The sequence below is a fragment of the Pseudomonas juntendi genome, from assembly GCF_021560075.1.
GTDB lineage: Bacteria > Pseudomonadota > Gammaproteobacteria > Pseudomonadales > Pseudomonadaceae > Aquipseudomonas > Aquipseudomonas juntendi.
In genome coordinates this window covers 5,144,691-5,168,396 of sequence record NZ_CP091088.1, presented here as the reverse complement: position 1 = coordinate 5,168,396, position 23,706 = coordinate 5,144,691, and the positions used below count along the sequence as shown (strand labels likewise).

General features: G+C 64.5%; 24 protein-coding genes. 11 read left to right on the top strand and 13 right to left on the bottom strand.

From position 1 onward, the window contains the following. Positions 1-208: 208 nt before the first annotated feature. Positions 209-1,405, bottom strand: a complete 1,197-nt coding sequence (locus L1P09_RS23855) for a class I SAM-dependent rRNA methyltransferase (RefSeq protein ID WP_054906221.1) — start codon at positions 1,403-1,405, stop codon at positions 209-211. 178 nt (positions 1,406-1,583) lie between these two features. Between L1P09_RS23855 and L1P09_RS23850 the strand changes: the two genes are divergently transcribed. Both L1P09_RS23850 and mutM read left to right on the top strand, forming a co-directional pair. Beyond that, the gene (locus tag L1P09_RS23850) at positions 1,584-2,402 is read left to right on the top strand and encodes an HDOD domain-containing protein (protein ID WP_172828440.1); all 819 of its coding nucleotides are present in this window, start codon (positions 1,584-1,586) and stop codon (positions 2,400-2,402) included. Between the two features lie 3 nt (positions 2,403-2,405). After that, positions 2,406-3,218: a bifunctional DNA-formamidopyrimidine glycosylase/DNA-(apurinic or apyrimidinic site) lyase gene (mutM, locus tag L1P09_RS23845; protein ID WP_009683360.1), complete on the top strand. Its 813-nt coding sequence runs from the start codon at positions 2,406-2,408 to the stop codon at positions 3,216-3,218. Positions 3,219-3,396: 178 nt separating this feature from the next. On the opposite strand, the gene L1P09_RS23840 is transcribed toward mutM, so the two are convergent. The 5 genes from L1P09_RS23840 to L1P09_RS23820 all read right to left on the bottom strand — a co-directional run bounded on the left by L1P09_RS23840 (position 3,397) and on the right by L1P09_RS23820 (position 7,894). Next, positions 3,397-3,648 (bottom strand): YfhL family 4Fe-4S dicluster ferredoxin, encoded by a 252-nt coding sequence (locus L1P09_RS23840; protein WP_009683359.1) that lies wholly within the window; start codon positions 3,646-3,648, stop codon positions 3,397-3,399. 102 nt (positions 3,649-3,750) lie between these two features. Then, entirely contained in the window at positions 3,751-4,236 is a 486-nt protein-coding gene (gene coaD / locus L1P09_RS23835; protein WP_009683358.1) for a pantetheine-phosphate adenylyltransferase, read from the bottom strand. Positions 4,237-4,348: 112 nt separating this feature from the next. Continuing rightward, positions 4,349-5,947 (bottom strand): GMC family oxidoreductase, encoded by a 1,599-nt coding sequence (locus L1P09_RS23830; protein ID WP_154211505.1) that lies wholly within the window; start codon positions 5,945-5,947, stop codon positions 4,349-4,351. Between the two features lie 20 nt (positions 5,948-5,967). Further along, the gene (locus L1P09_RS23825) at positions 5,968-6,453 is read right to left on the bottom strand and encodes a twin-arginine translocation pathway signal protein (protein WP_115294992.1); all 486 of its coding nucleotides are present in this window, start codon (positions 6,451-6,453) and stop codon (positions 5,968-5,970) included. Positions 6,454-6,463: 10 nt separating this feature from the next. Next, the gene (locus L1P09_RS23820; protein ID WP_235768203.1) at positions 6,464-7,894 is read right to left on the bottom strand and encodes a coniferyl aldehyde dehydrogenase; all 1,431 of its coding nucleotides are present in this window, start codon (positions 7,892-7,894) and stop codon (positions 6,464-6,466) included. 151 nt (positions 7,895-8,045) lie between these two features. On the opposite strand from L1P09_RS23820, the gene L1P09_RS23815 reads away from it, so the two are divergent. Next, positions 8,046-8,711 carry a TetR/AcrR family transcriptional regulator gene (locus L1P09_RS23815; RefSeq protein ID WP_029887460.1) on the top strand — a complete coding sequence of 222 codons (666 nt, stop codon included), beginning with the start codon at positions 8,046-8,048 and terminating at the stop codon, positions 8,709-8,711. A 48-nt stretch (positions 8,712-8,759) separates the two neighbouring features. Continuing rightward, entirely contained in the window at positions 8,760-9,614 is an 855-nt protein-coding gene (locus L1P09_RS23810; RefSeq protein WP_235768201.1) for a sulfurtransferase, read from the top strand. Between the two features lie 33 nt (positions 9,615-9,647). On the opposite strand, the gene L1P09_RS23805 is transcribed toward L1P09_RS23810, so the two are convergent. The 6 genes from L1P09_RS23805 to L1P09_RS23780 all read right to left on the bottom strand — a co-directional run bounded on the left by L1P09_RS23805 (position 9,648) and on the right by L1P09_RS23780 (position 16,940). Continuing rightward, positions 9,648-10,640 (bottom strand): hydrolase, encoded by a 993-nt coding sequence (locus L1P09_RS23805; protein ID WP_192441239.1) that lies wholly within the window; start codon positions 10,638-10,640, stop codon positions 9,648-9,650. Positions 10,641-10,700: 60 nt separating this feature from the next. Next, positions 10,701-12,098, bottom strand: a complete 1,398-nt coding sequence (locus L1P09_RS23800) for a M16 family metallopeptidase (RefSeq protein ID WP_235768198.1) — start codon at positions 12,096-12,098, stop codon at positions 10,701-10,703. Further along, entirely contained in the window at positions 12,095-13,429 is a 1,335-nt protein-coding gene (locus tag L1P09_RS23795) for a M16 family metallopeptidase (protein WP_235768197.1), read from the bottom strand. The genes L1P09_RS23800 and L1P09_RS23795 overlap by 4 nt, the downstream gene beginning before the upstream one ends. 70 nt (positions 13,430-13,499) lie before the next feature. Continuing rightward, the gene (gene rsmD, locus L1P09_RS23790) at positions 13,500-14,102 is read right to left on the bottom strand and encodes a 16S rRNA (guanine(966)-N(2))-methyltransferase RsmD (RefSeq protein ID WP_232892354.1); all 603 of its coding nucleotides are present in this window, start codon (positions 14,100-14,102) and stop codon (positions 13,500-13,502) included. Beyond that, positions 14,102-15,592 (bottom strand): M16 family metallopeptidase, encoded by a 1,491-nt coding sequence (locus L1P09_RS23785; RefSeq protein ID WP_232892353.1) that lies wholly within the window; start codon positions 15,590-15,592, stop codon positions 14,102-14,104. Before L1P09_RS23785 ends, rsmD begins: the two co-directional genes overlap by 1 nt. Continuing rightward, on the bottom strand, positions 15,585-16,940 hold the full coding sequence (locus L1P09_RS23780) for a M16 family metallopeptidase (RefSeq protein ID WP_029886168.1): 1,356 nt from the start codon (positions 16,938-16,940) through the stop codon (positions 15,585-15,587). Before L1P09_RS23780 ends, L1P09_RS23785 begins: the two co-directional genes overlap by 8 nt. Positions 16,941-17,171: 231 nt before the next feature. Between L1P09_RS23780 and ftsY the strand changes: the two genes are divergently transcribed. The 4 genes from ftsY (at position 17,172) to rpoH (ending at position 21,306) form a co-directional block, all read left to right on the top strand. After that, complete coding sequence (gene ftsY, locus L1P09_RS23775; protein ID WP_235768195.1) at positions 17,172-18,644, top strand: signal recognition particle-docking protein FtsY; 1,473 nt, start codon at positions 17,172-17,174, stop codon at positions 18,642-18,644. Between the two features lie 2 nt (positions 18,645-18,646). Then, positions 18,647-19,318 (top strand): cell division ATP-binding protein FtsE, encoded by a 672-nt coding sequence (ftsE, locus tag L1P09_RS23770; protein ID WP_009684915.1) that lies wholly within the window; start codon positions 18,647-18,649, stop codon positions 19,316-19,318. Next, complete coding sequence (gene ftsX / locus L1P09_RS23765; RefSeq protein ID WP_029886166.1) at positions 19,315-20,340, top strand: permease-like cell division protein FtsX; 1,026 nt, start codon at positions 19,315-19,317, stop codon at positions 20,338-20,340. Before ftsE ends, ftsX begins: the two co-directional genes overlap by 4 nt. 111 nt (positions 20,341-20,451) lie before the next feature. Next, a complete protein-coding gene (gene rpoH, locus L1P09_RS23760) occupies positions 20,452-21,306 on the top strand; it encodes an RNA polymerase sigma factor RpoH (protein ID WP_009684917.1) in 855 nt (284 codons plus the stop codon). A gap of 75 nt (positions 21,307-21,381) precedes the next feature. On the opposite strand, the gene mtgA is transcribed toward rpoH, so the two are convergent. Further along, positions 21,382-22,092: a monofunctional biosynthetic peptidoglycan transglycosylase gene (gene mtgA, locus L1P09_RS23755; RefSeq protein WP_009684918.1), complete on the bottom strand. Its 711-nt coding sequence runs from the start codon at positions 22,090-22,092 to the stop codon at positions 21,382-21,384. 64 nt (positions 22,093-22,156) lie between these two features. Here mtgA and L1P09_RS23750 point away from each other — a divergent pair, with 64 nt between their 5' ends. From L1P09_RS23750 to L1P09_RS23740, 3 genes are all read left to right on the top strand, one after another. Then, entirely contained in the window at positions 22,157-22,528 is a 372-nt protein-coding gene (locus L1P09_RS23750; protein WP_232892350.1) for a DUF423 domain-containing protein, read from the top strand. A 102-nt stretch (positions 22,529-22,630) separates the two neighbouring features. Beyond that, a complete protein-coding gene (gene thiS, locus L1P09_RS23745) occupies positions 22,631-22,831 on the top strand; it encodes a sulfur carrier protein ThiS (protein WP_009684920.1) in 201 nt (66 codons plus the stop codon). Positions 22,832-22,885: 54 nt separating this feature from the next. After that, a complete protein-coding gene (locus L1P09_RS23740; RefSeq protein ID WP_009684921.1) occupies positions 22,886-23,698 on the top strand; it encodes a thiazole synthase in 813 nt (270 codons plus the stop codon). Positions 23,699-23,706: the final 8 nt, after the last annotated feature.

The following is a 23,706-nucleotide window of genomic DNA, read 5'->3' as shown; positions in this document are numbered from 1 at the left end:
GCACGGATGAGGCCGAAGACTGCGCGGGATCGCCGCGGGCTTGACCAGAGCTCATAAACCCGCCGGGGATGACTGGCGATGAATAGGCCGATTCTACACCCCTGGCGCGGCGAAGGAATGCTTCAGATACAAGTGGCTAGCTACAAGCTACAAGCTACAAGACAGAGCCGACTTGGCGCGCTTGCAGCTTGCAGCTTGCAGCTTGCCGCTAGCTGTTGGGCAGCAACCGGCAGGTGATGCTCTTGATGTAGCGGGTTTCGGCAATGGCCGGGTGCACCGGGTGGTCGGGGCCCTGGCCGCCGCGCTCGAGCAGCTGCAGGTTGCGGTCCAGGTGGCGGGCGCTGGTCAGCAGGATGTTGTGCAGGTCGTCCTCGGGCAGGTGCATGGAGCACGAGGCGCTGACCAGAATGCCGTCCTTGCTCAGCATGCGCATGGCCTGTTCGTTCAGCCGGCGGTAGGCCGCCTCGCCGTTCTTCAGGTCTTTCTTGCGCTTGATGAACGCGGGTGGGTCGGCAATGATCACGTCGAAGCGTTCTTCGGCAGCCTTCAGTTCGCGCAGGGCTTCGAACACATCGCCTTCGATGCAGGTCAGCTTTTCGCTGATGCCGTTCAGCGCCGCGTTACGCTCCACGCCATCCAGGGCAAAGCCCGAGGCATCGACGCAGAACACTTCGCTGGCGCCGAAAGCACCTGCCTGCACGCCCCAGCCACCGATGTAGCTGAACAGGTCGAGCACACGCTTGCCCTTGACGTACGGCGCCAGGCGCGCACGGTTCATGCGGTGGTCGTAGAACCAGCCAGTCTTCTGGCCTTCACGCACCGGGGCTTCGAACTTGACGCCGTTCTCTTCCAGCGGCACCCAGTCCGGCACCTCGCCATAGACGGTCTCCACATAGCGCTGCAAGCCTTCGGCGTCACGGGCGGCGGAATCGTTCTTGAACAGGATGCCGCTTGGTTTGAGCACTTGCACCAGGGCAGCGATCACGTCGTCCTTGTGCGCTTCCATGGTGGCCGAGGCCAGCTGAACCACGAGGATGTCGAAGAAGCGGTCGACCACCAGCCCTGGCAGCAGGTCGGAATCGCCATAGACCAGGCGGTAGCACGGCTGGTCGAACAGGCGCTCGCGCAGCGACAGGGCGACATTGAGGCGGTGCACCAGCAGCGACTTGTCCAGCGGCAGCTTGATGTCGCGCGACAGCAGGCGTGCGCAGATCAGGTTGTTCGGGCTGAGTGCGACGATGCCCAACGGTTTGCCGTTGGCCGCCTCGAGAATGGCCTGCTGGCCGGCCTGGAAGCCTTGCAGTGGGGTCGCGCTGACATCGACTTCGTTGCTGTAGACCCACAGGTGGCCGGCGCGCAGGCGGCGGTCGGCATTGGCTTTGAGGCGAAGGCTGGGCAGGGACATGACGTCGCTCCGGGAAAAAAGAGCGGGATTATACCTTGTTGGCCGGCACTTCGGTTCGAGGTACGACAAAGCGCCGGCACGGCCAACTGGGTTAGAATCCACCGTCCTAAACGAGTGTGCACGTATGTCCCAAGAACTCAGCGCCGAACAGATCCAGCAAGCCTTGCAAGGCATCACCATCCCGCCGCAACCGCAGATCATGGTTGACCTGCAGTTCGAGCAGTACATGCCTGACCCGGACCTGGAAACCATCGCCAAGTTGATTTCCCAGGACCCAGGGCTGTCCGGCGCCTTGCTCAAGCTGGTCAATTCGCCGCATTTTGGCCTGTCCAACAAGATCGGTTCGATCCAGCGTGCGGTGAACCTGCTGGGCAGCCGTTCGATCATCAACCTGATCAACGCCCAGTCGATCAAAGGCGAGATGAGCGACGAGACCATCGTTACCCTCAACCGCTTCTGGGATACCGCCCAGGACGTGGCGATGACCTGCCTGACCCTGGCCAAGCGCACCGGTATCCAGCCCGCGGACGAGGCCTACACTCTGGGCCTGTTCCACGACTGTGGCGTGCCGTTGATGCTCAAGCGCTTCCCCAGCTACATGGAGGTGCTGGAAGAAGCCTATGCCAAGGCCGGCGGCGAAACGCGGGTGGTGGATACCGAAAACCGCGCCTTCAATACCAACCATTCGGTGGTCGGCTACTTCACCGCCAAGTCCTGGCGCCTGCCGGAGCACCTCACTGCCGCCATCGCCAACCACCACAATGCCCTGGCAGTGTTCCGCGACGACACCGCGCGCAACACCCAGAGCCAGCTGAAAAACCTGCTGGCGGTGCTGAAGATGGCCGAGCATATCTGTGCCTCCTACCGGGTGCTGGGCAACCAGGCAGTCGACCACGAATGGCGTGTGGTCGGCCCGCTGGTGCTCGATTACATTGGCCTGTCGGATTACGATTTCGAAAACCTCAAGCAGAACATTCGTGAGTTGGGCGGGCACTGACACATGCCGGAATTACCCGAAGTAGAGACCACCCGGCGCGGTATTGCGCCGCACCTGGAAGGCCAGCGCGTCAGCCGCGTGGTGGTGCGTGACCGGCGCTTGCGCTGGCCCATTCCCGAAGACCTCGACGTGCGCCTGTCGGGGCAGCGCATCGTCACTGTCGAACGGCGCGCCAAGTACCTGCTGATCAATGCCGAAGTCGGCACCCTGATCAGCCATCTGGGCATGTCGGGCAACTTGCGCCTGGTCGAGCAGGGCTTGCCGGCGGCCAAGCATGAGCATGTCGATATCGAGCTGGAGTCGGGGCTGATGCTGCGCTACACCGACCCTCGCCGTTTTGGTGCCATGCTCTGGAGCCAGGACCCGTTGCGCCACGAGCTGCTGCTGCGCCTGGGGCCGGAGCCGCTGACCGACCTGTTCGACGGCGAGCGGCTGTTCCAGCTGTCCCGTGGGCGCTCGATGGCGGTCAAGCCGTTCATCATGGATAACGCGGTGGTGGTGGGGGTGGGCAACATCTACGCCAGCGAGGCGCTATTCGCTGCCGGCATCGATCCACGCCGTGCGGCCGGGGGGATTTCCCGGGCGCGTTACCTGAAGCTGGCGATCGAGATCAAGCGGGTACTGGCGGCGGCGATCGAGCAGGGCGGTACCACCTTGCGCGATTTCATCGGCGGTGACGGGCAGCCGGGGTACTTCCAGCAGACCCTGTTCGTGTACGGGCGGGCTGGGCAGCCGTGCAAGGTATGCGGTACGGAGCTGCGCGAAGTGAAACTGGGGCAGCGGGCGAGCGTGTTCTGCCCACGCTGCCAGCGCTGAGGCTACAGGTGATTGCCGTCCTGTAGGAGCGGCCTTGTGTCGCGATGGGGTGCGAAGCGCCCCCAAAATTTCAGCGTCTGCGCAGAAACTTCGGCTTTAGCGCGGAAACCGCCGGGGCCGCTGTGCGGCCCATCGCGACGCAAGGCCGCTCCTACAGAAACCGCGCAGGGCTGAGGGTTCAGGCCTTGCCGGTAATACGCCGGTACTTGGCCATCAATTGCTCTTCGGTTTCCGGGTGCGCCTCATCCAGCGGGATGCAATCGACCGGGCAGACCTGCTGGCACTGCGGCTCGTCGTAATGACCCACGCACTGGGTGCACAGGTTGGGGTCGATCACGTAGATCTCTTCGCCTTGGGAGATGGCCTCGTTCGGGCACTCGGGTTCACAGACGTCGCAATTGATGCAATCGTCGGTAATGATCAGGGACATGGGGACTCCGGCCGGGGCTCAGCGCCCGGGCATGTTCAACGCAATGGGCACAATTGTGCCGCATTCGCGCCCGCAGTGCACGCGGGCGCGACAATCAGGCGGTCAGGCTTGCTTCTTGAAACGCTCGGTCAGTGCCTCGGCCACCGCAGGGTGGACGAATTTGCTGATATCACCGCCCAATGCGGCGATTTCCCGGACCAGGGTCGAGGAAATGAACGAATAGCGCTCTGACGGCGTCAGGAACAGGCTCTCCACATCGGGTGCCAGTTGCCGGTTCATGTTCGCCAACTGGAACTCGTATTCGAAATCGGAAACCGCACGCAGGCCGCGCAGCAACACATTGGCGCCCTGTTCCTTGGCGAAATGCGCCAGCAGCGAAGAGAAGCCGATGACTTCGACATTGGGCAGGTGCTTGGTGACCTCACGGGCGAGCGCGACACGTTGCTCCAGCGGGAACAGCGGGTTTTTCTTCGGGCTGGCCGCCACTGCGATGATCACGTGGTCGAACAGGCGCGAAGCGCGCTCGACCAGGTCGCCGTGGCCTTTGGTAATGGGGTCGAAAGTACCCGGGTACAACACTCGGTTCATCGCGTCATCCTGGCTGGAGTGCGTTGGGGAGTCGGATGGTAGCGCAGCGACGGCGCCCCGGCCAAGCCATGCGGCCGGCTGATGGCACTATAGACAGGGCGTGTATTCGTTGTCATGCGTTGTGTGCCAGGCGGGTAGCCAACGCTTCGCTGAGCCTGGCGCTGATGGCATACACCGACAGCTGCGGGTTGGCGCCGATGCTGGTGGGGAACAGCGAGCCGTCGTGAACCGACAGGTTTTCCAGCTGGTGATGGCGGCCCAGGCTGTCGCACACCGCCTGGCGCGGGTCTTCGCCCATGGCGCAACCACCCATCACATGGGCGCTGCCCAGGCGCGTACGGAAAGGCTCCAACGGTAGGCGGTCGATCATGGCCAAGGCCTGTTCCAGGCTGGCAGCGGCGCTGGCATCGCTGTGCACCGGGGTTACCTCGGCCGCGCCGGCGGCGAACTGGACCTGCGCCATGCTGCGGTAGGCGCGCCGCAAGCCGTCACGCAGGTAGTCGGTGACCGGGTAATCGAGCACGGGGGAGCCGTCGCCGCGCAGTTCAACACTGCCACCCTGGCTTTGCGGGTGAAACCCGTCGCGCAGCAAGGCCAGCATGACATGGGTATTGGGCAGTGCGGCCATGCGCCGGGCATTGTCCTGGCCATGGCCACCCAGCAGGGTGCTGGCCAGGGCCGGGTGCAGCGGCGGTACTTCGAGCTTGTAGCCCACCGGCCCCTCCGTGCCTTGCTGCCACTGGAAATGGTCGCTGTAGATCGACTGCGGCGCGCCGTAGTAGGGGTCGATGCGTTCGTTGAAGCGTGCGGCGCTGAAGTTGACCAGGTGCAGGAAGGTGCGTTTGCCCAGGCGGCCATGCGGGTCGGGGGCATTGGAGCGCAGCAGCAGGGCCGGGCTGTTGATGCCGCCGCCTGCCAGGATGTAATGGCGCGCGTGTACCGTCACTTGCCGACCTGTCGGGTGGATGCCTTGCGTATCCAGGGCCTGGCAGGTCAGGTGTTGGATGCGCTCGCCGTTGTGGCTGAAGCGCTCGGCCCGGGCCAGGTAGAGCAGCTCGCCGCCCTGTTCGAGGGTGGCGGGAATGCGCGTCACCAGCATCGATTGCTTGGCATTCACCGGGCAACCCATGCCGCAGTAACCCAGGTTCCAGCAGCCGCGCACGTTGCGCGGGATGACTGCCCAGCGATAACCCAGTTGTTCGCAGCCACGGCGCAGCACGTCGTTGTTGGCATTCGGTGGCATGGCCCAGGGTGTGATACCCAGCTCCAGTTCCATGCGCTCGAACCAAGGGCGCAGCTCATCTTCGCCGAGCCCTTGTACGCCATGGGCCGAGGCCCAGTGCGCCAGGGTCTGCGGCGGGGTGCGAAAACTCGACGTCCAGTTCACCAGCGTGGTGCCGCCTACGGCACGGCCTTGCAGGATGGTAATGGCGCCATCCTTGCTCATGCGCCCCAGGCCCTCCTGATAGAGGCTGGCATAGGCTTCGTGCTCCAGCAGCTTGAAGTCGCTGCTGGTCTTCAACGGGCCTTCTTCGATCAGCAAGACCTTGAAGCCCGCGGCGCTGAGCCGCTGTGCGCTGGTGGCGCCGCCGGCACCGCTGCCAATCACGGCGATATCGGCGTGCAGTTGCAGGTCGTGTTCCAGGCGTGAGGCGTCGTGGGTGATCCAGCCGCGGTCGAGGCCTTGGCGAAACGGGTCAGGCACAGGCATTGGCGATGCTCTTGTCGTGTTCAGATTTTCGGTGGGCCAGGGTAGCCGCAGGCGGCCCAGGACTCGGGGCGCTCGTACCAGGCCATTTGCAGCAGTTGCAGCAGTGAGGCATGGCCCATGCGCAGCAGGTTCAGCGAGCTGCCCTGCCAGCGCTGCAGGAAAGCCTCGACCTGGGCGGGCGCGGCCTGGGCCCAGGCCCCCCAGATGCCGGTCAGTGGGCCGCGGGTCAGCGGCAGGCTGAGCACGTCGAACAATTGCCGGGTAAGTTTGAGCATCTCCGGCGACAGCGCTGCCAGCTTGTAATCGAGGCTGCGCAGCACCAGCGTATCGGTGGCCAGCGTGCCGCTGAGCACCACCGGTATGAGCGCACGCAGCAGTGGCAGGTCATCGTGGCGCAGCGCCTGAAACCCCGGCGCGGCCGTTTGTGCGCTGCAGCCCACCAGGCTGGCACCGGCCAGGAAGGTGCTCGCGGCAACGCTGAAACGCAGCAGGTCACGACGGTGCATGGCCCGGGCCTCAGCGGATGAACAACTTGTAGACCAGGCGCTGCAGGGCTTTGCCGTAAGGCGGGTAAATCAGCCGTGCGGCGTTGAAGCGTTGCTTGGCCAGTACCGCCTTGGCCTTGCTGAAGGTCAGGAAGCCTTCGTGGCCGTGGTAGTGCCCCATGCCCGAGGGGCCTATGCCACCGAACGGCAGGTCGTCCTGAGCCACATGCAGCAAGGTGTCGTTCAGGCATACCCCGCCGGAATGGCTGTGCTGCAACACCTGTTGCTGTTCGCCGCGGTCGTAGCCGAAGTAGTACAGCGCCAAGGGCCGCGGACGCTGGCTGATGTAGGCCAGCGCGTCATCGAGCGTGTCGTAGGGCATCAGCGGCAGCAGCGGGCCGAATATTTCGTCCTGCATGACCTGCATGGTGTCGTTCACTTTGGTCAGCACGTGTGGCGGCAGGCGCCGCCCTTGGCGTGTCTCGTGGGCGTACAGGTCGGTCACCTGCGCACCTTTGCCGCGCGCGTCCTGCAGCAGGTGCTCAAGGCGTGCCAGTTGCCGGGGGTTGATGATGGCGCTGTAGTCAGGGTTGTCGGCAATGCGAGGGTACATGCGCCGCACGGCGGTGCCGTAGGCATCGGCGAAAGCATTCAGGCGCTCGCGCGGCACCAGCACGTAGTCGGGGGCGACGCAGGTCTGGCCGGCGTTGAGCGTCTTGCCGAAGGCGATGCGCTCGGCGGCTGTTTCCAGCGGTACGCTGGCCGACACGATGGCCGGGGATTTGCCGCCCAACTCCAGGGTCACCGGCGTCAGGTTTTGCGCGGCCGCCAGCATGACCTGGCGGCCTATGCTGGTGGCCCCGGTGAACAGCAGGTGATCGAAAGGCAGGCGAGCGAACGCCTGGCCGACCTCGACCTCGCCAAGCACCACACTGACCAGGTCCTCGGGAAACACCTGTTGCAGCAGGGCCTGCAAGGCCTGGCCAGTAGCCGGGGTGGCCTCGCTGAGCTTGAGCATGACCCGGTTGCCAGCGGCCAGGGCACAGGTGAGCGGGCCGATGGCGAGAAACAGCGGGTAATTCCACGGCACGATGATGCCGACGACGCCTAGCGGCTGGTAAAGCACCCGCGCGCTGGCCGGCTGGAATGCCAGCCCCACGGCCCGCCTGGAAGGGCGCATCCAGCGTTGCAGGTGGCGCTCGGCATGGCGTATGCCTTGCACCGAGGGCAGAAGCTCGGCCAGCAACGTTTCATCGGCGCTGCGCCCGCTGAAGTCGGCATCGATTGCTGCGATCAGCTGCTGCTGGTTGGCCAGCAGGGCCTCGCGCAAGCTTTTCAGCCACTGCCGCCGTTGTGTTGCCGGCGGCAGAGGGTTGCCGGCGAACGCCTGGCGCTGGGCGCTGAATGTCGCCTCCAGGGCGTGGTCGGCATGCACGGCAGGCAAGGCGATGGGCGAGGTCACGGCGGTCTCCTGGCTGAGCTTGAAGTTTCTAGAGTCTATACTCTAATTTCTGCGTTGGCGCGAGTATTACCCTTGCAGAGACCGGTGTATCAGCCGGGTGAATCGCCGTAAGATGAACCTTTATCAACGCCTGCAGACTGGGAGCTTGAGCATGGCCCCGCGCATGAAGACCCGAGAGCGCATCGTGCAGAACAGCCTGGAGCTGTTCAACCAGCAGGGCGAGAGATGCGTCAGTACCAACCACATTGCCGCACACATGGAAATTTCGCCCGGCAACCTGTATTACCACTTCCCTAACAAGCAGGCGATCATCGCGGTGTTGTTCAGCCAGTACGAAGAACTGGTGGACAGTTTCCTGCGCCCGCCGCAGGGGCGTGCGGCGACCGTGGAGGACAAGCGGTTCTACCTCAAGGCGCTATTGGCGGCGATGTGGAACTACCGCTTCCTGCACCGCGACCTGGAGCATCTGCTGGACAGCGATGCCGAACTGGCCGCCCGCTACCGGCGCTTCTCCGAGCGCTGCCTGCGCCAGGGCCAGGCGATCTATCGCGGCTTCGTCGAGGCAGGCATCCTGGCTATGGCGCCGGCGCAGATCGAATCGCTGACCATCAACGCCTGGATCGTGCTGACCTCGTGGGTACGTTTTCTCAGTACCACCCGCGAGCACTCCGCGCACCTGGGTGAAGAAGCCTTCATGCGCGGCGTCTACCAGGTACTGGTGCTGGAGCTGGGTTTCGTCACCGACAGTGCCCGCCACGCGGTGGACGCGCTGTGCCAGGAATTTCAGGTACCGTTCAACCAGGCCCTGGAGCTGTAACCCGGGGCGCCAGTGTCATTGCTTTGTGCCATTGATCAGGAGATTGTCATGCCCCTTGCGCAATTGATCACCCCGCAACAATTGGCCGAGCGTCTGGGCTCGCCCAAATCGGTGATCCTCGACTGCCGCTTTGCCCTTGAAGATGTCGACTATGGCCAACGCAGCTATGCGCAAGGGCACATAGCCGGTGCGCATTTTGCCGACCTGGACCGCGATCTCAGCGGGCCGGTGAGCAAGGGGCGTACCGGGCGCCACCCGTTGCCCGATGCGCAGCGGCTGGTCGAGCGCTTGCGTGAGTGGGGTGTGGACAACGACAGCGAAGTGGTGCTGTACGACGACGGCCCCGGTGCCTTTGCTGCCCGTGCCTGGTGGCTGCTGGTCTGGTTGGGCAAGCGCAGCGGCGTGGCGATCCTCGACGGTGGCCTGAAGGCCTGGCATGCAGCGCACCTGCCCCTGAGCCTGGACCCTGCACCCAAGCGCCAAGGCACGTTCAGCGGCGAGCCAGACCCCGCGCTGCTGATCGATGCCGACCACCTGGCCAAGCGCCTGGGCAATGCAGACCTGACCCTGATCGATGCGCGGGCATTGCCGCGTTTTCGCGGCGAGGTGGAGCCCATCGACCCGGTGGCGGGGCATATCCCCGGCGCGCAGTGCGCGGCGTTTACTGACAACCTGGGGCCTGATGGGCGCTTTTTGCCGGCCGATCAGCTCAGGCAGCGCTTTGCCGAAAAGCTGGCCGGGCGGGCACCGGAGCACGTGGTGTCTTACTGCGGTTCGGGGGTGACGGCATGTCACAACCTGTTTGCACTGGCGCTGGCAGGCTACCCGTTGGGCAAGCTGTATGCCGGGTCGTGGAGTGAGTGGATCACTGATCCGGAGCATGGGGTGGCCACCGGCGAATAGGTAAGTCTGCCGCGAGCAGGGCATGGAGGGACGTTACTGGCCCTCCACCAGCCACTGCGGAATCCGCCGTTCCAGGTAGTACCCGGGCCTGCGCAGGCTGCCATCGACAAAGCCCACATGGCCGCCGCGGCGGTGCAGCTCGAAACGGGTCTGGGGGGCCAGTTCCCGCGCGGTCGGCAAGCTGTGGCTGGACACGAACGGGTCGTCACTGGACTGAATGATCAGCGTTGGCGTGCGGTTCTGGCCAAGAAAGAAGTGGCTCGACGAGCGGCGATAGTAGTCGTGTACATCGCGAAAACCGTTCAAGGGTGCCGTGACCTTGCCGTCGAACTCCCAGAACGTGCGCAAGTTACTCAGCTGGCCCAGGCGGTCGAGTTCGGCCAACCGGTCATGCTGGCCCTGGGCATGGAAGTGCCGCTGCTTGAGTTGTACATACGCCAGCATTTCGCGCATGAAGTGCGCCTGGTACACCTTGGAAAATCCCTGGCCGATGCGGTCTGCGCAGTGGTCCAGACGAAACGGTACCGAGACCGCTACCGCAGCCTCCAGCTGGCTGGCGACGCCGCTTTCACCCAGGTATTTCAACAACACATTGCCGCCCAGCGAATAGCCCACCACATACAGCGGTGCCAGTGGGCGCTGGGCGCGCAGGTGGGCGATGATCTCCGCCAGGTCTTCGCTGGCGCCGGAGTGATAGCTTCGGGGCAACAGGTTGGGTTCGCCCGAACAGCCGCGCCAGTTCACCGCCACGCTGGCCCAGCCCCGGGCTTGCAGGGCTTGCTGCAAGCCCTTCACATAGGGTGAGTGAGAGGAACCGGTCAGCCCGTGCAACACCAGTACCAGCGGCGCCTGCGGCTGGTGTGGGCCATGCCAGTCCAGGTCGATGAAGTCGCCATCAGCCAGCCACAGGCGCTCCCGGTTGCGCGCAAGCGCCGGCAGCTTGCGCCACAGGGGGCCCCACAATGTTTGCAGATGCGGGTTGGACAGGCCGATGGCCGGACGGAAAGGGGCGCTGAGGCTAGGCATGCTGGGCGACTCGTGATGTGCCGGCCTAGAGTGCCACGAAACAGCGCCTTTGTACCTGCGCTATTGGTCGAGCGCGGTCGGTTTGGATAATGGCAATTGCTCGGTAACCGGGCCGCTGGTGACGAATACCTGTGGGGCCTGCAGCCAGACTTGCGCCGCTTCACGCAGATTGGCAGGGGTAAGCGCCGACAGTTTACCGAGGAAGGTGCCCAGGTGGTCTGGCGCCAAGCCTTGGTGGCTGTAGGTGGCCAAGGCCTGGGCCATTCTCGCGCGGTCTGCCAGGCTGTCGTGCAGTTTACCGGCGATCTGGTTCACCGCCATGTCGCATTCGGCCTGGCTGGGGCCGTGTTCACGCAGGCATGCCAGAATCGCCGACACCAGCGCGCCAGAGGCGTCCCGGTACTGGGGGGCGATATCCCAGTGGATCTGCAACTGGCTGGCGGCATCCAGCGGCCTCAGGTCGCAGGAGATGGCGTAGGTGAGGTTGCGCAGGGTGCGCAATTCCTGGGTAAGGCGCGACTCGTAGCTACTGCCCAGGATTGCGTTGAGCAGATACAGGGCCGGGAACACCGGATCCTGGGCCGATACGTTCGTTGCAAGGGTGAGCGTTGCCTGGGTGGTACTGCTGGCCGCAGCGAGATTCAGGTCCAATGCCTGGTAGTCGGGAACCGATGGCGTGCGTTGCGCCGCCCAGCCTTGCGGCAGGGCCCGGACCAGGTCGTCGACAAGCTGCCGTGCTTCCTCGCGGGTCAGGTTGCCCACCAGGCCGATGTCGAGGTTGTTGGCCGAATACGCCTGTTGGTGGAACGCCCGGATCTGGTCATCGCCAATGCTGGCGATAGTCTGCGCCGTCAGGGTGGCCGCGTAGGGGTGGTCGCTGAAGATATGCGCGGTGGCCGCCTTGGTAATCCGCAGCAGCGGATGGTTGCCATACCTGGCCTGGCTGAATACGAGCCGTTCGCCGATTTTGGCCACATCGCCCGCGCGCAATGCCGGGCGGGCCAGCATCTCGGTCAGCAGTTGCATCGCGCTGTCGCGCAGTGCCGGCAGGCTCAGGGCGCGCAGGGTGACAAGGGCGCTGTCGTCGCTGATCCTCCTGCCCAGGATGGCGCCGAAACCGGCCATATCCTCGGCGAACCGCGTGGCGTCGAGTTGCCCGGTGCCTTGGTCGAGGCTGTACAGCACAAGTGCCGCAAGCCCAGGGTGGGCGCCGTCGAGTACGCTGCCTGCGCGAAAGCGTAATGCCAGGTCGAACATGGGCCGGTCATGGCGTGCGAGGAAGCTGACGCGGGTGCCTTCTGCCGTTCGCCAGTGCTCAGGGTGGGCCTGCAGGTCTGGAATGTGGCCAAGGTCGATACCCTGTGCCGAGCGCAGGTTGGCCATGGCCGCCAAGGCGGTGTCGTCAGCCGGGCCGTTGCACGTCAGCGGCAAGGGGGTTGGGGAGGGTACCTGGATCATGCTGTTGCTCCTGGCTGAAGGTAGCTGGTGGTCAACCGTTCGCGCCCCAGGTAGGCAAGTGCCACTTGCTGCACCTGTTGGCTGTCGAGGTCGCGGATGATCTGGATGTCTTGGTCCACGGCCGCGACGGCGATGCCGGCAGCGGCGGCCTCGCCGATTCGCTCGGCTTGGGCCACCTGGCTGTCAGTGAACAGGCGGCGGGCAAGCATGCGCAATTTCGCGCGTTCAAGCTCAGCAGTGGGCACCGCAGTGTTGCGCAGTGCTTCGAGGTGCTGGCAAACAGCGTGTGCAGCCTGTTCTGGCGTGCTGTTCATGCTGTTCACGTACGCTGACAGGGTCAGCAGCGTGTCACCCTGCAGCAGGGGCTGATAGGTGATGCTGATGCCGGTGAGCAGGCGTTTGTCGCGCACCAGGTCACTGTAGAGCCTGGCGCTGAAACCGCCGGCCAGCACCTCGCGGATCAACTCGAGGGCAGGGGCAGTGGCTGCATCCGCTGCGGTGGCCCTGCTCGGAACGTTGAACGACATGAACAGCCCTTCGCGTAACCCAGGCAGGCTCACGGTTTGCGTGCGCGCCTGCAACGGCTGGTCTTGCCGTGGTGCGGGGCGCTGCGGCACTGGCGCGCTCGGCAGGCTGGCGAAGTACTGCTCTACCTGGGTGCGCAGGGTTGCCAGGTCGATGCCGCCAACCACCACCAGCGTGGCGTTGTTGGGCCGGTACCAGGTTGCATACCAGGTTCGCAGCGTTTCCATTCCTATATCGGCAAGGTCGGCCAGGGAACCGAAGCTCGGTTGCCCGTAGGCATTGCCGCCATGGGCCAGCGCCAGGTGGAGGTCGTACGCCTGTTGGTCTGGGTGGTTGTCCAACTTGAGGCGCCTTTCGTCCTCGACGGCTTTTTTTTCCCGGTCCAGTTCTGCCTGGCCGAAGGTCGCGCTGTTCATGGCATCGGCCATGATCTCCAATGCGATTGGCAGGCGAGCGACCGGCAGCGTTATCTCATACGCCGTCGCCTCTTCATGGGTGCTGGCATTGGCGTTGCCGCCCAGGCGGGCGATCACTCGCGAGTATTGGCCGGCGGCAAGTTTGCTGCTGCCTTCGAAAATCAGGTGTTCCAGGAGGTGGGATAGGTTGCTGTGGCCCGCGGGCTCATGGCTGGAACCCACGTGATACCAAAGTTGCACGGCGGCCAGCTGGCTGGTGTGGTCTGGCCGCAGGTAGACGGACAAACCGTTGCTCAGGGTGAAGTGCTGCAGTGGCAAGGGGGCGGCTGAAGCCACAGATGCCAGTCCTGCCGAGACCTGGTCGAGGGTGACGGGCGCAGGTGAAGTCATCGCTGAAGTGCTCCGGTTGGGTGAACCGCAACAGCTTCAGCGAAATGGCACCGTAGGCAGCGCTACATAGTTAGCCCCGCTGCCACAGCGCGTAATACACCTGGCCGGTTTTTTTCTCGCGATGCAGGCGCCAGTTGCCGGGCAGTTGCAGGGCCGACGGTGCTGCTTCGCTCTCGGTGTAGACCCAGGCTTGCTCGCTGAGCCACTGGTGCTGCTCCAGCAGGTTGCAGGTGTTGGCCAGTAGGTCCTGGTGGAATGGCGGGTCGAGGAACACCACGTCGAACTGCTGCTTGGCCGGGTTCTGCAGGTAGCGCAGGGCATCGGCTTGCAGGATTTGCCCGCGCGGGCAGCGGAGGATCTCCAGGTTGTTTTTCAGGTTGGCGATGGCCGCCGGGTTGCTGTCCAGTGCCACCGCGTCTTCAGCGCCGCGGGACAGGGCTTCGAGCACGAGGGCGCCACTGCCGGTGAAGGCGTCCAGTACCCGAGCGCCCTCGATGTAGGGCGCCAGCCAGTTGAAGACGGTTTCGCGCACACGGTCGGGCGTTGGCCGCAGGCCTTCACCATCCGGCACCGCCAGGCGACGGCTGCGCCACTCGCCGGCGATGATGCGCAGGTGGCCCTGGCCCTTGCTTTGCCCGGTTTGCGGGCGGGCGGGAGGGGTGGATCTTGGCATTAGTGCTCCGGTACCCCGAGCGGCTGCTCGGAGGGCTTGTCAGTGGGTGCTGGCAGCGGTTTCTGTGGCACTTTCGGGCCAACGGTGACGATCACCAGTTTATCGGCTGACAGGTGTTTGTTCATGGCGGCCTTAACCTGCTCGACAGTGAGGGCCTGGGACTGCTGCATGAAGTCCTCCAGCCAGGTCAGCGGCAAGTTGTAGAAGCCGATGGCGCCCAGCTGGCCGACGATGCTGGCATTGCTGGCATTGGACAACGGGAAGCTGCCGGCCAGTTCGCGCTTGGCATCGTCCAGCTCTTGCTGGGTGGGGCCGGTCTTGAGGTAATCGGCGAGAATGCCCTGCACCAGCTTGAGCGTGCCCTCGCTGAGTTCGGCACGGGTTTGCAGGTTGATCATGAACGGGCCGCGCACCTGCATCGGGCTGAAGACCGAGTAAACGCCGTACGTCAGGCCGCGTTTTTCCCGCACTTCGCTCATCAGCCGGGTACCGAAGGCACCGCCGCCGAGGATCTGGTTACCCAGCGACAGTGCAGGCCAGTCCGGGTCCTGGCGGTCGATACCAAGCTCGGCCAGCATCAGGTGGGTCTGCTTGGACGGGAAATCGATGTGGGTCAGGCCGGGCTTGGCTTCGGCCGGCTGCGCCGGCGCGGGCAGCGCCGGGCCCTTGGGTAGCCCGGCGGACACCTGGGCGGCGATGGCTTCGGCTTCGGCGCGGCTGAGGTCGCCGACCAGGGCGATCACGGCGTTGCCACCGGTGTAGGCCTTGGCATGGAAAGCGCGCAGTTGGGCCAGGCCGATGCCGTTGATGCTTTCGGCAGTGCCGTCGCTGGGGTGGGCGTAGGGGTGGTGGCCATAGAGGTTGGCGAACAGCGCTTTGCCAGCGATTTTGCCAGGGTTCTGCTTCTCGTACTCGAAGCCGGCCAGCATCTGGTTCTTGATGCGCTTGAGCGCGTCTTCAGGGAAGCTCGGCTTGCCGGCGACCTCGGTGAACAGCTTGAGCGCCGGCTCGCGCTTGTCCTTGGCGCTGAGGCTGCGCAGCGAGGCCACGGCCATGTCACGGTAGGAGCCGTTGCCAAAGTCTGCGCCCAGGCTCTCGAAGCCTTCGGCGATGGCGGTCACGTCCTTGCCGGCCACGCCTTCGTTGAGCATGGCGTTAGTCAAGGCAGCCAGGCCTGGCGTGCCGCCGTCCTGGCTGCTGCCGGCGGCAAAGGTCACGCGCAGGTCGAACATCGGCAGCTCGCGCGCCTCGACGAACAGCACCCGGGCCCCTTCGGCGGTGTTCCAGTGCTGAATGTTCAGCTGGCGCCGGCTCGGTGCCTTGCCATCCAGCTCGGCCAGCGACTGCAGGGTGTTGGCCGGCCGGGCCGCAGTGTTGTCGGCCTTGGCGGCGTTGTCGGCCAGGGCCGGGGCAGCCAGCACCGCTGCCAGCGCCAGGGCGCGGATACCGGTGGCCAACAGGGTTGGGCGTGGTGCGCGACGATCACTCATGAGCGGACTCCTCGGGCAGTACATGGGCAACGCTCAGGCGTTCGCGGGTGAAATAGGTGCGCGCGGCGTTCTGGATGTCCTGCGGGGTAACGCGCTTGAGCTCGTCCAGTTCGCTGTCGATCAGCTTCCAGGACAGGCCGACGGTTTCCAGTTGGCCGATGGTGGTGGCCTGGCTGCTGATGGAGTCGCGGTCATAGACCAGGCCGGCGATAACCTGGGCGCGTACGCGCTCCAGTTCCTCGGCGCTGGGCGGGGTGGTTTTGAGTTCGTCGAGCAGTTGCCACACGCCCTTCTCGACGTCGGCCAGGGTTTTCTGCTTCTGAACGTTCGGCGTGGCCGAAATCAGGAACAGGCTGTCGCCACGGGTAAAGGCGTTGTAGCTGGACGAAGCACCGGCCACCAGCTCCTGGCCACGCTCCAGGCGCGCCGGCATGCGGGCGCTGTAGCCGCCGTCGAGCAGCGCCGAGATCAGGCGCAGGGCGTGTACGGTGCGGGGGTCCTTGGCCGTGGCCAGGCCGGGCACGTTGAACCCGTAGATCAGGCTTGGCAGTTGCGTGCGCACGTGCAGGGTCAGCTGGCGCTGGCCGGGCTCTGCGAGCTCAAGTGGCAGCTTGGCCGGTGGCACGGTGCGCTTCGGAATGCTGCCGAAGTACTTCTGGGCCAGGCCTTTGACCTCGTCGGGGGTGACATCGCCGACCACTACCAGCGTGGCATTGTTGGGGGCATACCAGGACTCGTACCAGTGGCGCAGTTCCTCGACCTTCATGCGCTCCAGGTCGGCCATCCAGCCGATGGTCGGGGTATGGTAGCCGCTGGCAGGGTAGGCCATGGCGCGGAACAGCTCGAAGGCCTTTGCAGTGGGCTGATCGTCGGTACGCAGGCGGCGCTCTTCCTTGATGACCTCGATTTCCTTGCTGAATTCGTCGGCTGGCAGGCGCAGGCTGGCCAGGCGGTCGGCCTCCAGTTCCAGGGCTACGGGCAGGCGGTCACGCGCCAGCACCTGGTAGTAGGCGGTGTAGTCGTCGCTGGTGAAGGCGTTCTCTTCGGCGCCCAGGTCGCGCAGCACGCGTGAAGCTTCGCCGGGGCCGAGCTTGGCGCTCCCCTTGAACATCATGTGCTCCAGGGCGTGCGACAGGCCGGTCTGGCCCGGGGTTTCGTAGCTGGAACCGACCTTGTACCAGATCTGCGAGACCACCACCGGGGCGCGGTGGTCTTCGCGCACCACGACCTTGAGGCCGTTGTCGAGGATGAATTCGTGGGTGGGTTGCACATCGGCGGCGAAGGCGGCGAGCGGCAGGCAGAGCGTGCCGAGCAACAGGCCAGCGGCGCGGCGGGCTAGAGCATTCATACGGTGTTTAACCTGTTCGGCGGCCCGCTGGGTTTAGCGTCGACGGGCCAGGAGGTGCTAGGATACTGATCCGGTTGCCTGGCGACCATGCCTGTCGCCGTTCTGGCCCACAGGACACTAAGACAAAACATTGCGCATGAACCAGCCGGCTTCAAGATAGTCTGTTCTGCGTAGAGAGAATTCCCGATCCGCCGTAGCTGGCGCATCGCTACCCTGAGATAGCCGTCTTCCATGTTTGGTTCCAACGACGACAAGAAAGCGCCGGCCGAGGCTGGTGAAAAGAAAGGCCTGTTCAGCTGGTTTCGCAAGAAGCCGCAACAACCTGTGGACGCTGGCGTTCCCGCCAGTGAAGCCCCCGCTGTCGAGCAACCTGTAGCCGCTCCGGTCGAGGCCCCCGCTGCTGAAGCGCCGCAGCCTGAGGCGCCCGCGCCTGCCCCGGCAGCCGAAGCGCCGGCGCCGGTCGCTGTGCCGCCGTTGCCGGCCGCTGAACCCGAGCCGCTGGTTTCCCCGCCGCCGGTAGCGCCCGCGCCGCAACCCGTTGCCCCTGCGCCGGTGCCAGCGGCTGTGGTGGACGTCGCCCGTACCGAGCCTGCGCCGGTCAGCAACCTGGTACTGCCGGTGGCCGAAGAGCCGGTAGCGCTGGTGCCGGACCTGGAACCCAAGGCGCCACCGGCGATCCCCGAGCGCCCTGCACCTGAGGTGGTTGCCCCGCCGGCCGTGGCTGCCACAGCCGTCGAGGTCGTGCCAGAGCCAGCGGCGGCGGCGGCCGAACAGGCCAGGCCTGGCTTCTTTGCCCGCCTCAAGCAGGGCCTGTCGAAGACCAGCGCCTCCATTGGCGAGGGGATGGCCAGCCTGTTCCTGGGCAAGAAAGTCATCGACGACGACTTGCTCGACGAGATCGAAACGCGCCTGCTGACCGCCGACGTGGGCGTGGAAGCCACGTCGACCATCGTCCAGAACCTGACCCAGAAAGTCGCCCGCAAGCAACTGGCCGATGCCGACGCCCTGTACAAGTCGCTGCAGGAAGAGCTGGCGGCATTGCTGCGTCCGGTCGAGCAGCCACTGAAAGTGCAGGCGCAGAACAAGCCCTACGTGATCCTGGTGGTAGGCGTGAACGGCGCCGGCAAGACCACCACCATCGGCAAACTGGCGAAAAAACTGCAACAGGAAGGCAAGAAGGTGATGCTGGCCGCCGGCGATACCTTCCGCGCCGCAGCGGTCGAGCAGTTGCAGGTGTGGGGTGAGCGTAACCAGATTCCGGTCATCGCCCAGCACACCGGTGCCGACTCCGCATCGGTCATTTTCGACGCCGTGCAGGCCGCCAAGGCCCGCGGTGTGGATGTGCTGATCGCCGACACCGCCGGCCGCCTGCACACCAAGGACAACCTGATGGAGGAGCTGAAGAAGGTGCGCCGGGTCATCGGCAAGCTCGACGCCGAGGCGCCGCACGAGGTGCTGCTGGTGCTCGACGCCGGTACCGGGCAGAACGCCATCAGCCAGGCCAAGTACTTCAACCAGAGTGTCGAATTGACCGGCCTGGCCCTGACCAAGCTCGATGGCACCGCCAAGGGCGGGGTGATCTTCGCCCTGGCCAAGCAGTTCAAGTTGCCCATCCGCTTCATCGGTGTCGGCGAAGGCATCGACGACCTGCGCACCTTCGAAGCGGAGCCTTTCGTCAAGGCTCTGTTCGCCGAGCGAGACTGACCATGATCCGATTCGAACAGGTTGCCAAGCGCTATCCCAATGGTCATGTCGGTTTGCATGAGCTGAGTTTCCGGGCGCGCCGGGGCGAGTTCCTGTTCGTCACCGGCCACTCGGGCGCCGGCAAGAGCACCTTGCTGCGCCTGCTGCTGGCCATGGAGCGCCCGACCAGCGGCAAGCTGATGCTGGCCGGGCAGGACCTGGGCCAGATCAGCAACGCCCAGATCCCGTTCCTGCGCCGGCAGATCGGCGTGGTGTTCCAGAACCACCAACTGTTGTTCGACCGCACGGTGTTCAACAACATTGCCCTGCCGCTGCAGATTCTGGGCTTGTCCAAGGCCGAGATCGCCAAGCGCGTCGATTCCGCCCTGGAGCGCGTGTCGCTGGCTGACAAGGGCGAGCTGTTCCCGGCTGACCTGTCCACCGGGCAGCAGCAGCGGGTCGGCATTGCCCGGGCAATCGTCCACCAGCCCGCGCTGCTGCTGGCCGATGAACCCACCGGTAACCTCGACCCGCGGCTGGCCGCAGAAATCATGGGGGTATTCGAGGACATCAACCGCCTGGGTACTACGGTTTTGATCGCCAGCCACGACCTGGCACTGATTGCGCGCATGCGTCACCGCATGCTGACCTTGCAGCGCGGCCGCTTGATCGGCGATGGGGAGGCCGGGCAATGAGCACTACACGTACGCCAAAGGTTTCCGAGCGCGTTGCGCCGAAGCCAGCCGACCCGCAGCCGGCCAAGAAAAAACGCGGCGAAGACGATGACGGCCCGGACTTCCGCACGTTGTTGCACGCCTGGCTGGAAAGCCACCGTGCCAGCCTGGCTGACAGCCTTCGCCGGCTGGGCAAACAGCCTATCGGCAGCTTCTTCACCTGCCTGGTGATGGCCGTCGCGCTGAGCATGCCGATGGGCCTGTCGTTGCTGTTGAAGAACGTCGAGCAACTGGGCGGTTCGTGGCAGCGCGCGGCGCAGATTTCGCTGTACCTCAAGCTGGATGCCGGCAGCCGTGATGGCGAGGCGCTGCGCGACGAGATCAAGGGCATGCCCGGCGTGGCAGACGCGCAGTATGTCAGCCGCGAGCAGGCGCTGGAGGAATTCCAGCAGCAGTCCGGTCTGGGCGAGGCCTTGCGCGAACTGCCGGAAAACCCGCTGCCAGGTGTGGTGGTAGTCACCCCGACCGAGGTCGACAAGCCCGCCCTTGAAGCCTTGCGTCAGCGCCTTGCGGAGCTGCCGCGGGTGGATGTGGCGCAACTGGACCTGGTCTGGGTCGAGCGGCTGGCGGCGATCCTCAAGCTGGGTGACCGGTTCGTCTTCGGTCTGGCGGTGATGCTTATTTCTGCACTGCTGTTAGTAATCGGTAACACAATTCGTCTACATATCGAAAACCGCCGCATCGAGATCGAAGTAATCAAGCTGGTCGGCGGCACCGATGCCTACGTACGCCGGCCTTTCCTATACATGGGCGCATTGTATGGCCTGGGTGCAGGGCTGCTGGCGTGGGGGATCCTGGCGTTTGGCCTGAACTGGCTGAACGAGGCGGTGGTAGGGCTTTCCGGGCTATACGGCAGTGACTTCGCCCTGGGCGGAGTGCCGGGGTCCGATGGTCTGTCGCTCTTGATCGGAGCGGTGTTGTTGGGGTATATCGGTGCATGGATTGCAGTCGCCCGCCACTTGAACGAGCTGGCACCGCGATAGTTTTTACAGGCCAGCATTGACATTTTGTTCACGATGGAACTTGTACCGTCGTTCCAGGTCAATGTTGGCAGCGCCCAAAAAGCGCGAGTCTAGTAAGTCGGAGGTTCTTGAATGACCACATCGTTGCAACCTGCCTATGCCTTGGTACCCGGTGCAAACCTGGAAGCCTATGTGCACACGGTCAACAGCATCCCGCTGCTGACGGTCGAGCAGGAGCGTGATCTGGGCGAGCGTCTCTATTATCAGCAGGATGTCGAGGCCGCTCGTCAAATGGTGATGGCCCACCTGCGTTTCGTCGTACATATCGCCCGTAGCTATGCTGGTTATGGGCTGGCCCAGGCTGACCTGATTCAGGAAGGCAACGTTGGCCTGATGAAGGCCGTCAAACGCTTCAACCCTGAAATGGGCGTGCGCCTGGTGTCGTTCGCCGTGCACTGGATCAAGGCCGAGATCCACGAGTTCATCCTGCGCAACTGGCGCATCGTCAAGGTGGCTACCACCAAGGCCCAGCGCAAGCTGTTCTTCAACCTGCGCAGCCAGAAGAAGCGCCTGGCCTGGTTGAACAACGACGAAGTGCATCGCGTGGCGGAGAGCCTTGGTGTCGAGCCGCGTGAAGTGCGCGAGATGGAGAGCCGCCTCAGCGGGCAGGACATGGCGTTCGACCCGGCAGCGGAAGCTGACGACGACAGCGCGTTCCAGTCCCCTGCGCATTACCTGGAAGACCACCGGTACGACCCGGCGGTGCAACTGGAGGATGCCGACTGGAGCGACAACTCCACCAGCAACCTGCACGAAGCGCTGCAAGGGCTGGACGAGCGCAGCCGCGACATTCTCTACCAGCGCTGGTTGGCTGAAGAGAAGGCCACCCTGCATGAGCTGGCAGACAAGTACAGCGTTTCGGCTGAGCGGATTCGCCAGCTGGAGAAGAATGCGATGAACAAGGTCAAGGCACTGATCGCAGCCTGATCGGGCCTTTGTTGCACAGAAAAGCCGCTGGCTCCGACGGAGCGAGCGGCTTTTTCATTTGTGCCGGCACTGCATTCAAAGCTTTCTGGATGAGTCGAGCTGCATCAGGTAGCTGGGGCCACCCAGCTGGCTCATTTGCCGACGAATCCACCCGGCACGGCTTGCCACATAGGCGCTCGGCCGGCTGGCACTCCACTTGATCGGGCTGGGCAATACTGCGGCCAGTTGCGCTGCCTGCTGGCGGGTGAGCTGGCTGGCATCGACACCAAAGTGATAGCGCGCCGCCGCCTGGGCGCCGAATACGCCTTTGCCCCACTCGGCGCTGTTCAGGTAAACCTCGAGAATGCGTTCCTTGGACCAGAGCAGTTCGATCAGTGCCGTGAACCAGGCTTCCAGCCCTTTGCGAAACCAGCTGCGCCCCGACCACAGGAACAGGTTCTTGGCCACTTGCTGGGTCAGGGTGCTGGCGCCACGAATGCTGCCGCCGCGCTCGTTGTAGGCCAGCGCAGCCTGGATAGCCGGGATGTCGAAGCCCCAGTGGCTGGCGAACTTCTGGTCTTCGCCGGCAATGACCGCGACCTTGAGTTCATCGGAGATGTTCTGCCACGGCTCCCAGTCGCGCTGCAGGTCGATGGGGTCGCCATTGACCCAGGATTGCACCTTGCGCTCGACCATCAGCGCCGTGCCGGGCGGGGGCACCCAGCGGAACACCAGCACCAGCACGATGCTGCAGGCAGCGAACCAGAGCAGGGCACGGAATAGGCGGCGAACAAGGGATGGCAGCATGACGATGGCTTGGCCGTACGGGTGGAAGGGGCCATTATACAGACCCGATCCAAGGAGTCGTCCCATGCTTCGCAGCTTCCTGATGCTTGCCGCCTTTTTCGGCTTTACCGGAGTCGCACTGGGTGCCTTCGCCGCCCACGGCCTGAAAAACCGGCTGACGGCCGACTACCTGGCGGTGTTCCACACCGGCGTGACCTACCAACTGGTGCATGCGCTGGCGATTCTTGCGGTTGCCGTGCTCTCGGCGCACTTGCCCGGGCGCCTGGTGGGCTGGGCCGGTGGGCTGTTTGCGATGGGTATCGTGCTGTTCTCCGGCAGCCTGTACCTGCTGGCCCTCAGCGGCCTGACCAAGCTGGGCATCATCACCCCGATCGGCGGCCTGTGCTTCCTGGCCGGCTGGCTATGCCTGGGGTTGGCGGCCTGGCGGCTGGGCTGACCAGCTGGTCCACAATCGCGACTAATGGCGCGCACCGCCCTTGGGTTGCGGGGCGGTTCGGCGCTAGAATGCGGGCCCCAAAGAATAATGGTGGCCGTGCGCATGCGCATTCAACTGAACGGTGAACCTTACGAACTGCCTGCCGGCGAGAGCGTTGCAGCCCTGCTGACGCGCCTGGAGCTCAGTGGGCGCCGCATTGCCGTGGAACTGAACCTGGATATCGTGCCGCGTAGCCAGCACGAGAGCACCCTGCTGAACGACGGCGACCAGGTCGAAGTGGTCCACGCGATCGGTGGCGGCTGACAGCAGCCTGGTGGTTCACAAGCAAGCCCTGCAACCTTTTCCCGAGGAACAACGATGAGCAACGTTCGCAGCGACAAGCCCTTCATTCTGGCCGGGCGCACGTTCCAGTCGCGCCTGCTGGTCGGCACCGGCAAATACCGTGACATGGAAGAGACCCGCCTGGCTACCGAGGCTTCGGGTGCCGAGATCGTCACCGTGGCCGTGCGCCGGACCAACCTTGGCCAGAATGCGGGTGAGCCGAACCTGCTCGACGTGTTGTCGCCCGACAAGTACACCATCCTGCCCAATACCGCAGGCTGCTTCGACGCCACCGAGGCCGTGCGTACCTGCCGCCTGGCCCGCGAGCTGCTGCAAGGCTACAAGTCCCACGAGTCGCGGACCTTGGTCAAGCTCGAAGTGCTGGCGGACCAGAAGACCCTGTTCCCCAACGTGATCGAAACCCTCAAGGCCGCCGAAGTGCTGGTCAAGGATGGTTTCGACGTGATGGTCTACACCAGCGATGACCCGATCATTGCCCGCCAGCTGGCTGAGGCGGGCTGCATCGCGGTGATGCCGTTGGCCGGCCTGATCGGCACGGGCCTGGGTATCTGCAACCCGTACAACCTGCAGATCATCCTGGAAGAATCGAAAGTCCCGGTGCTGGTCGATGCCGGCGTGGGCACCGCTTCCGACGCCACCATCGCCATGGAAATGGGCTGCGAGGCGGTGCTGATGAACTCGGCCATTGCCCACGCCCAGCAGCCGGTGTTGATGGCCGAAGCCATGAAGCACGCCATCGTCGCCGGTCGCATGGCCTACCTGGCCGGCCGGATGCCGAAAAAACTCTATGCCAGCGCCTCTTCGCCGCTGGATGGTCTGATCAAGTAAGAGCCCCA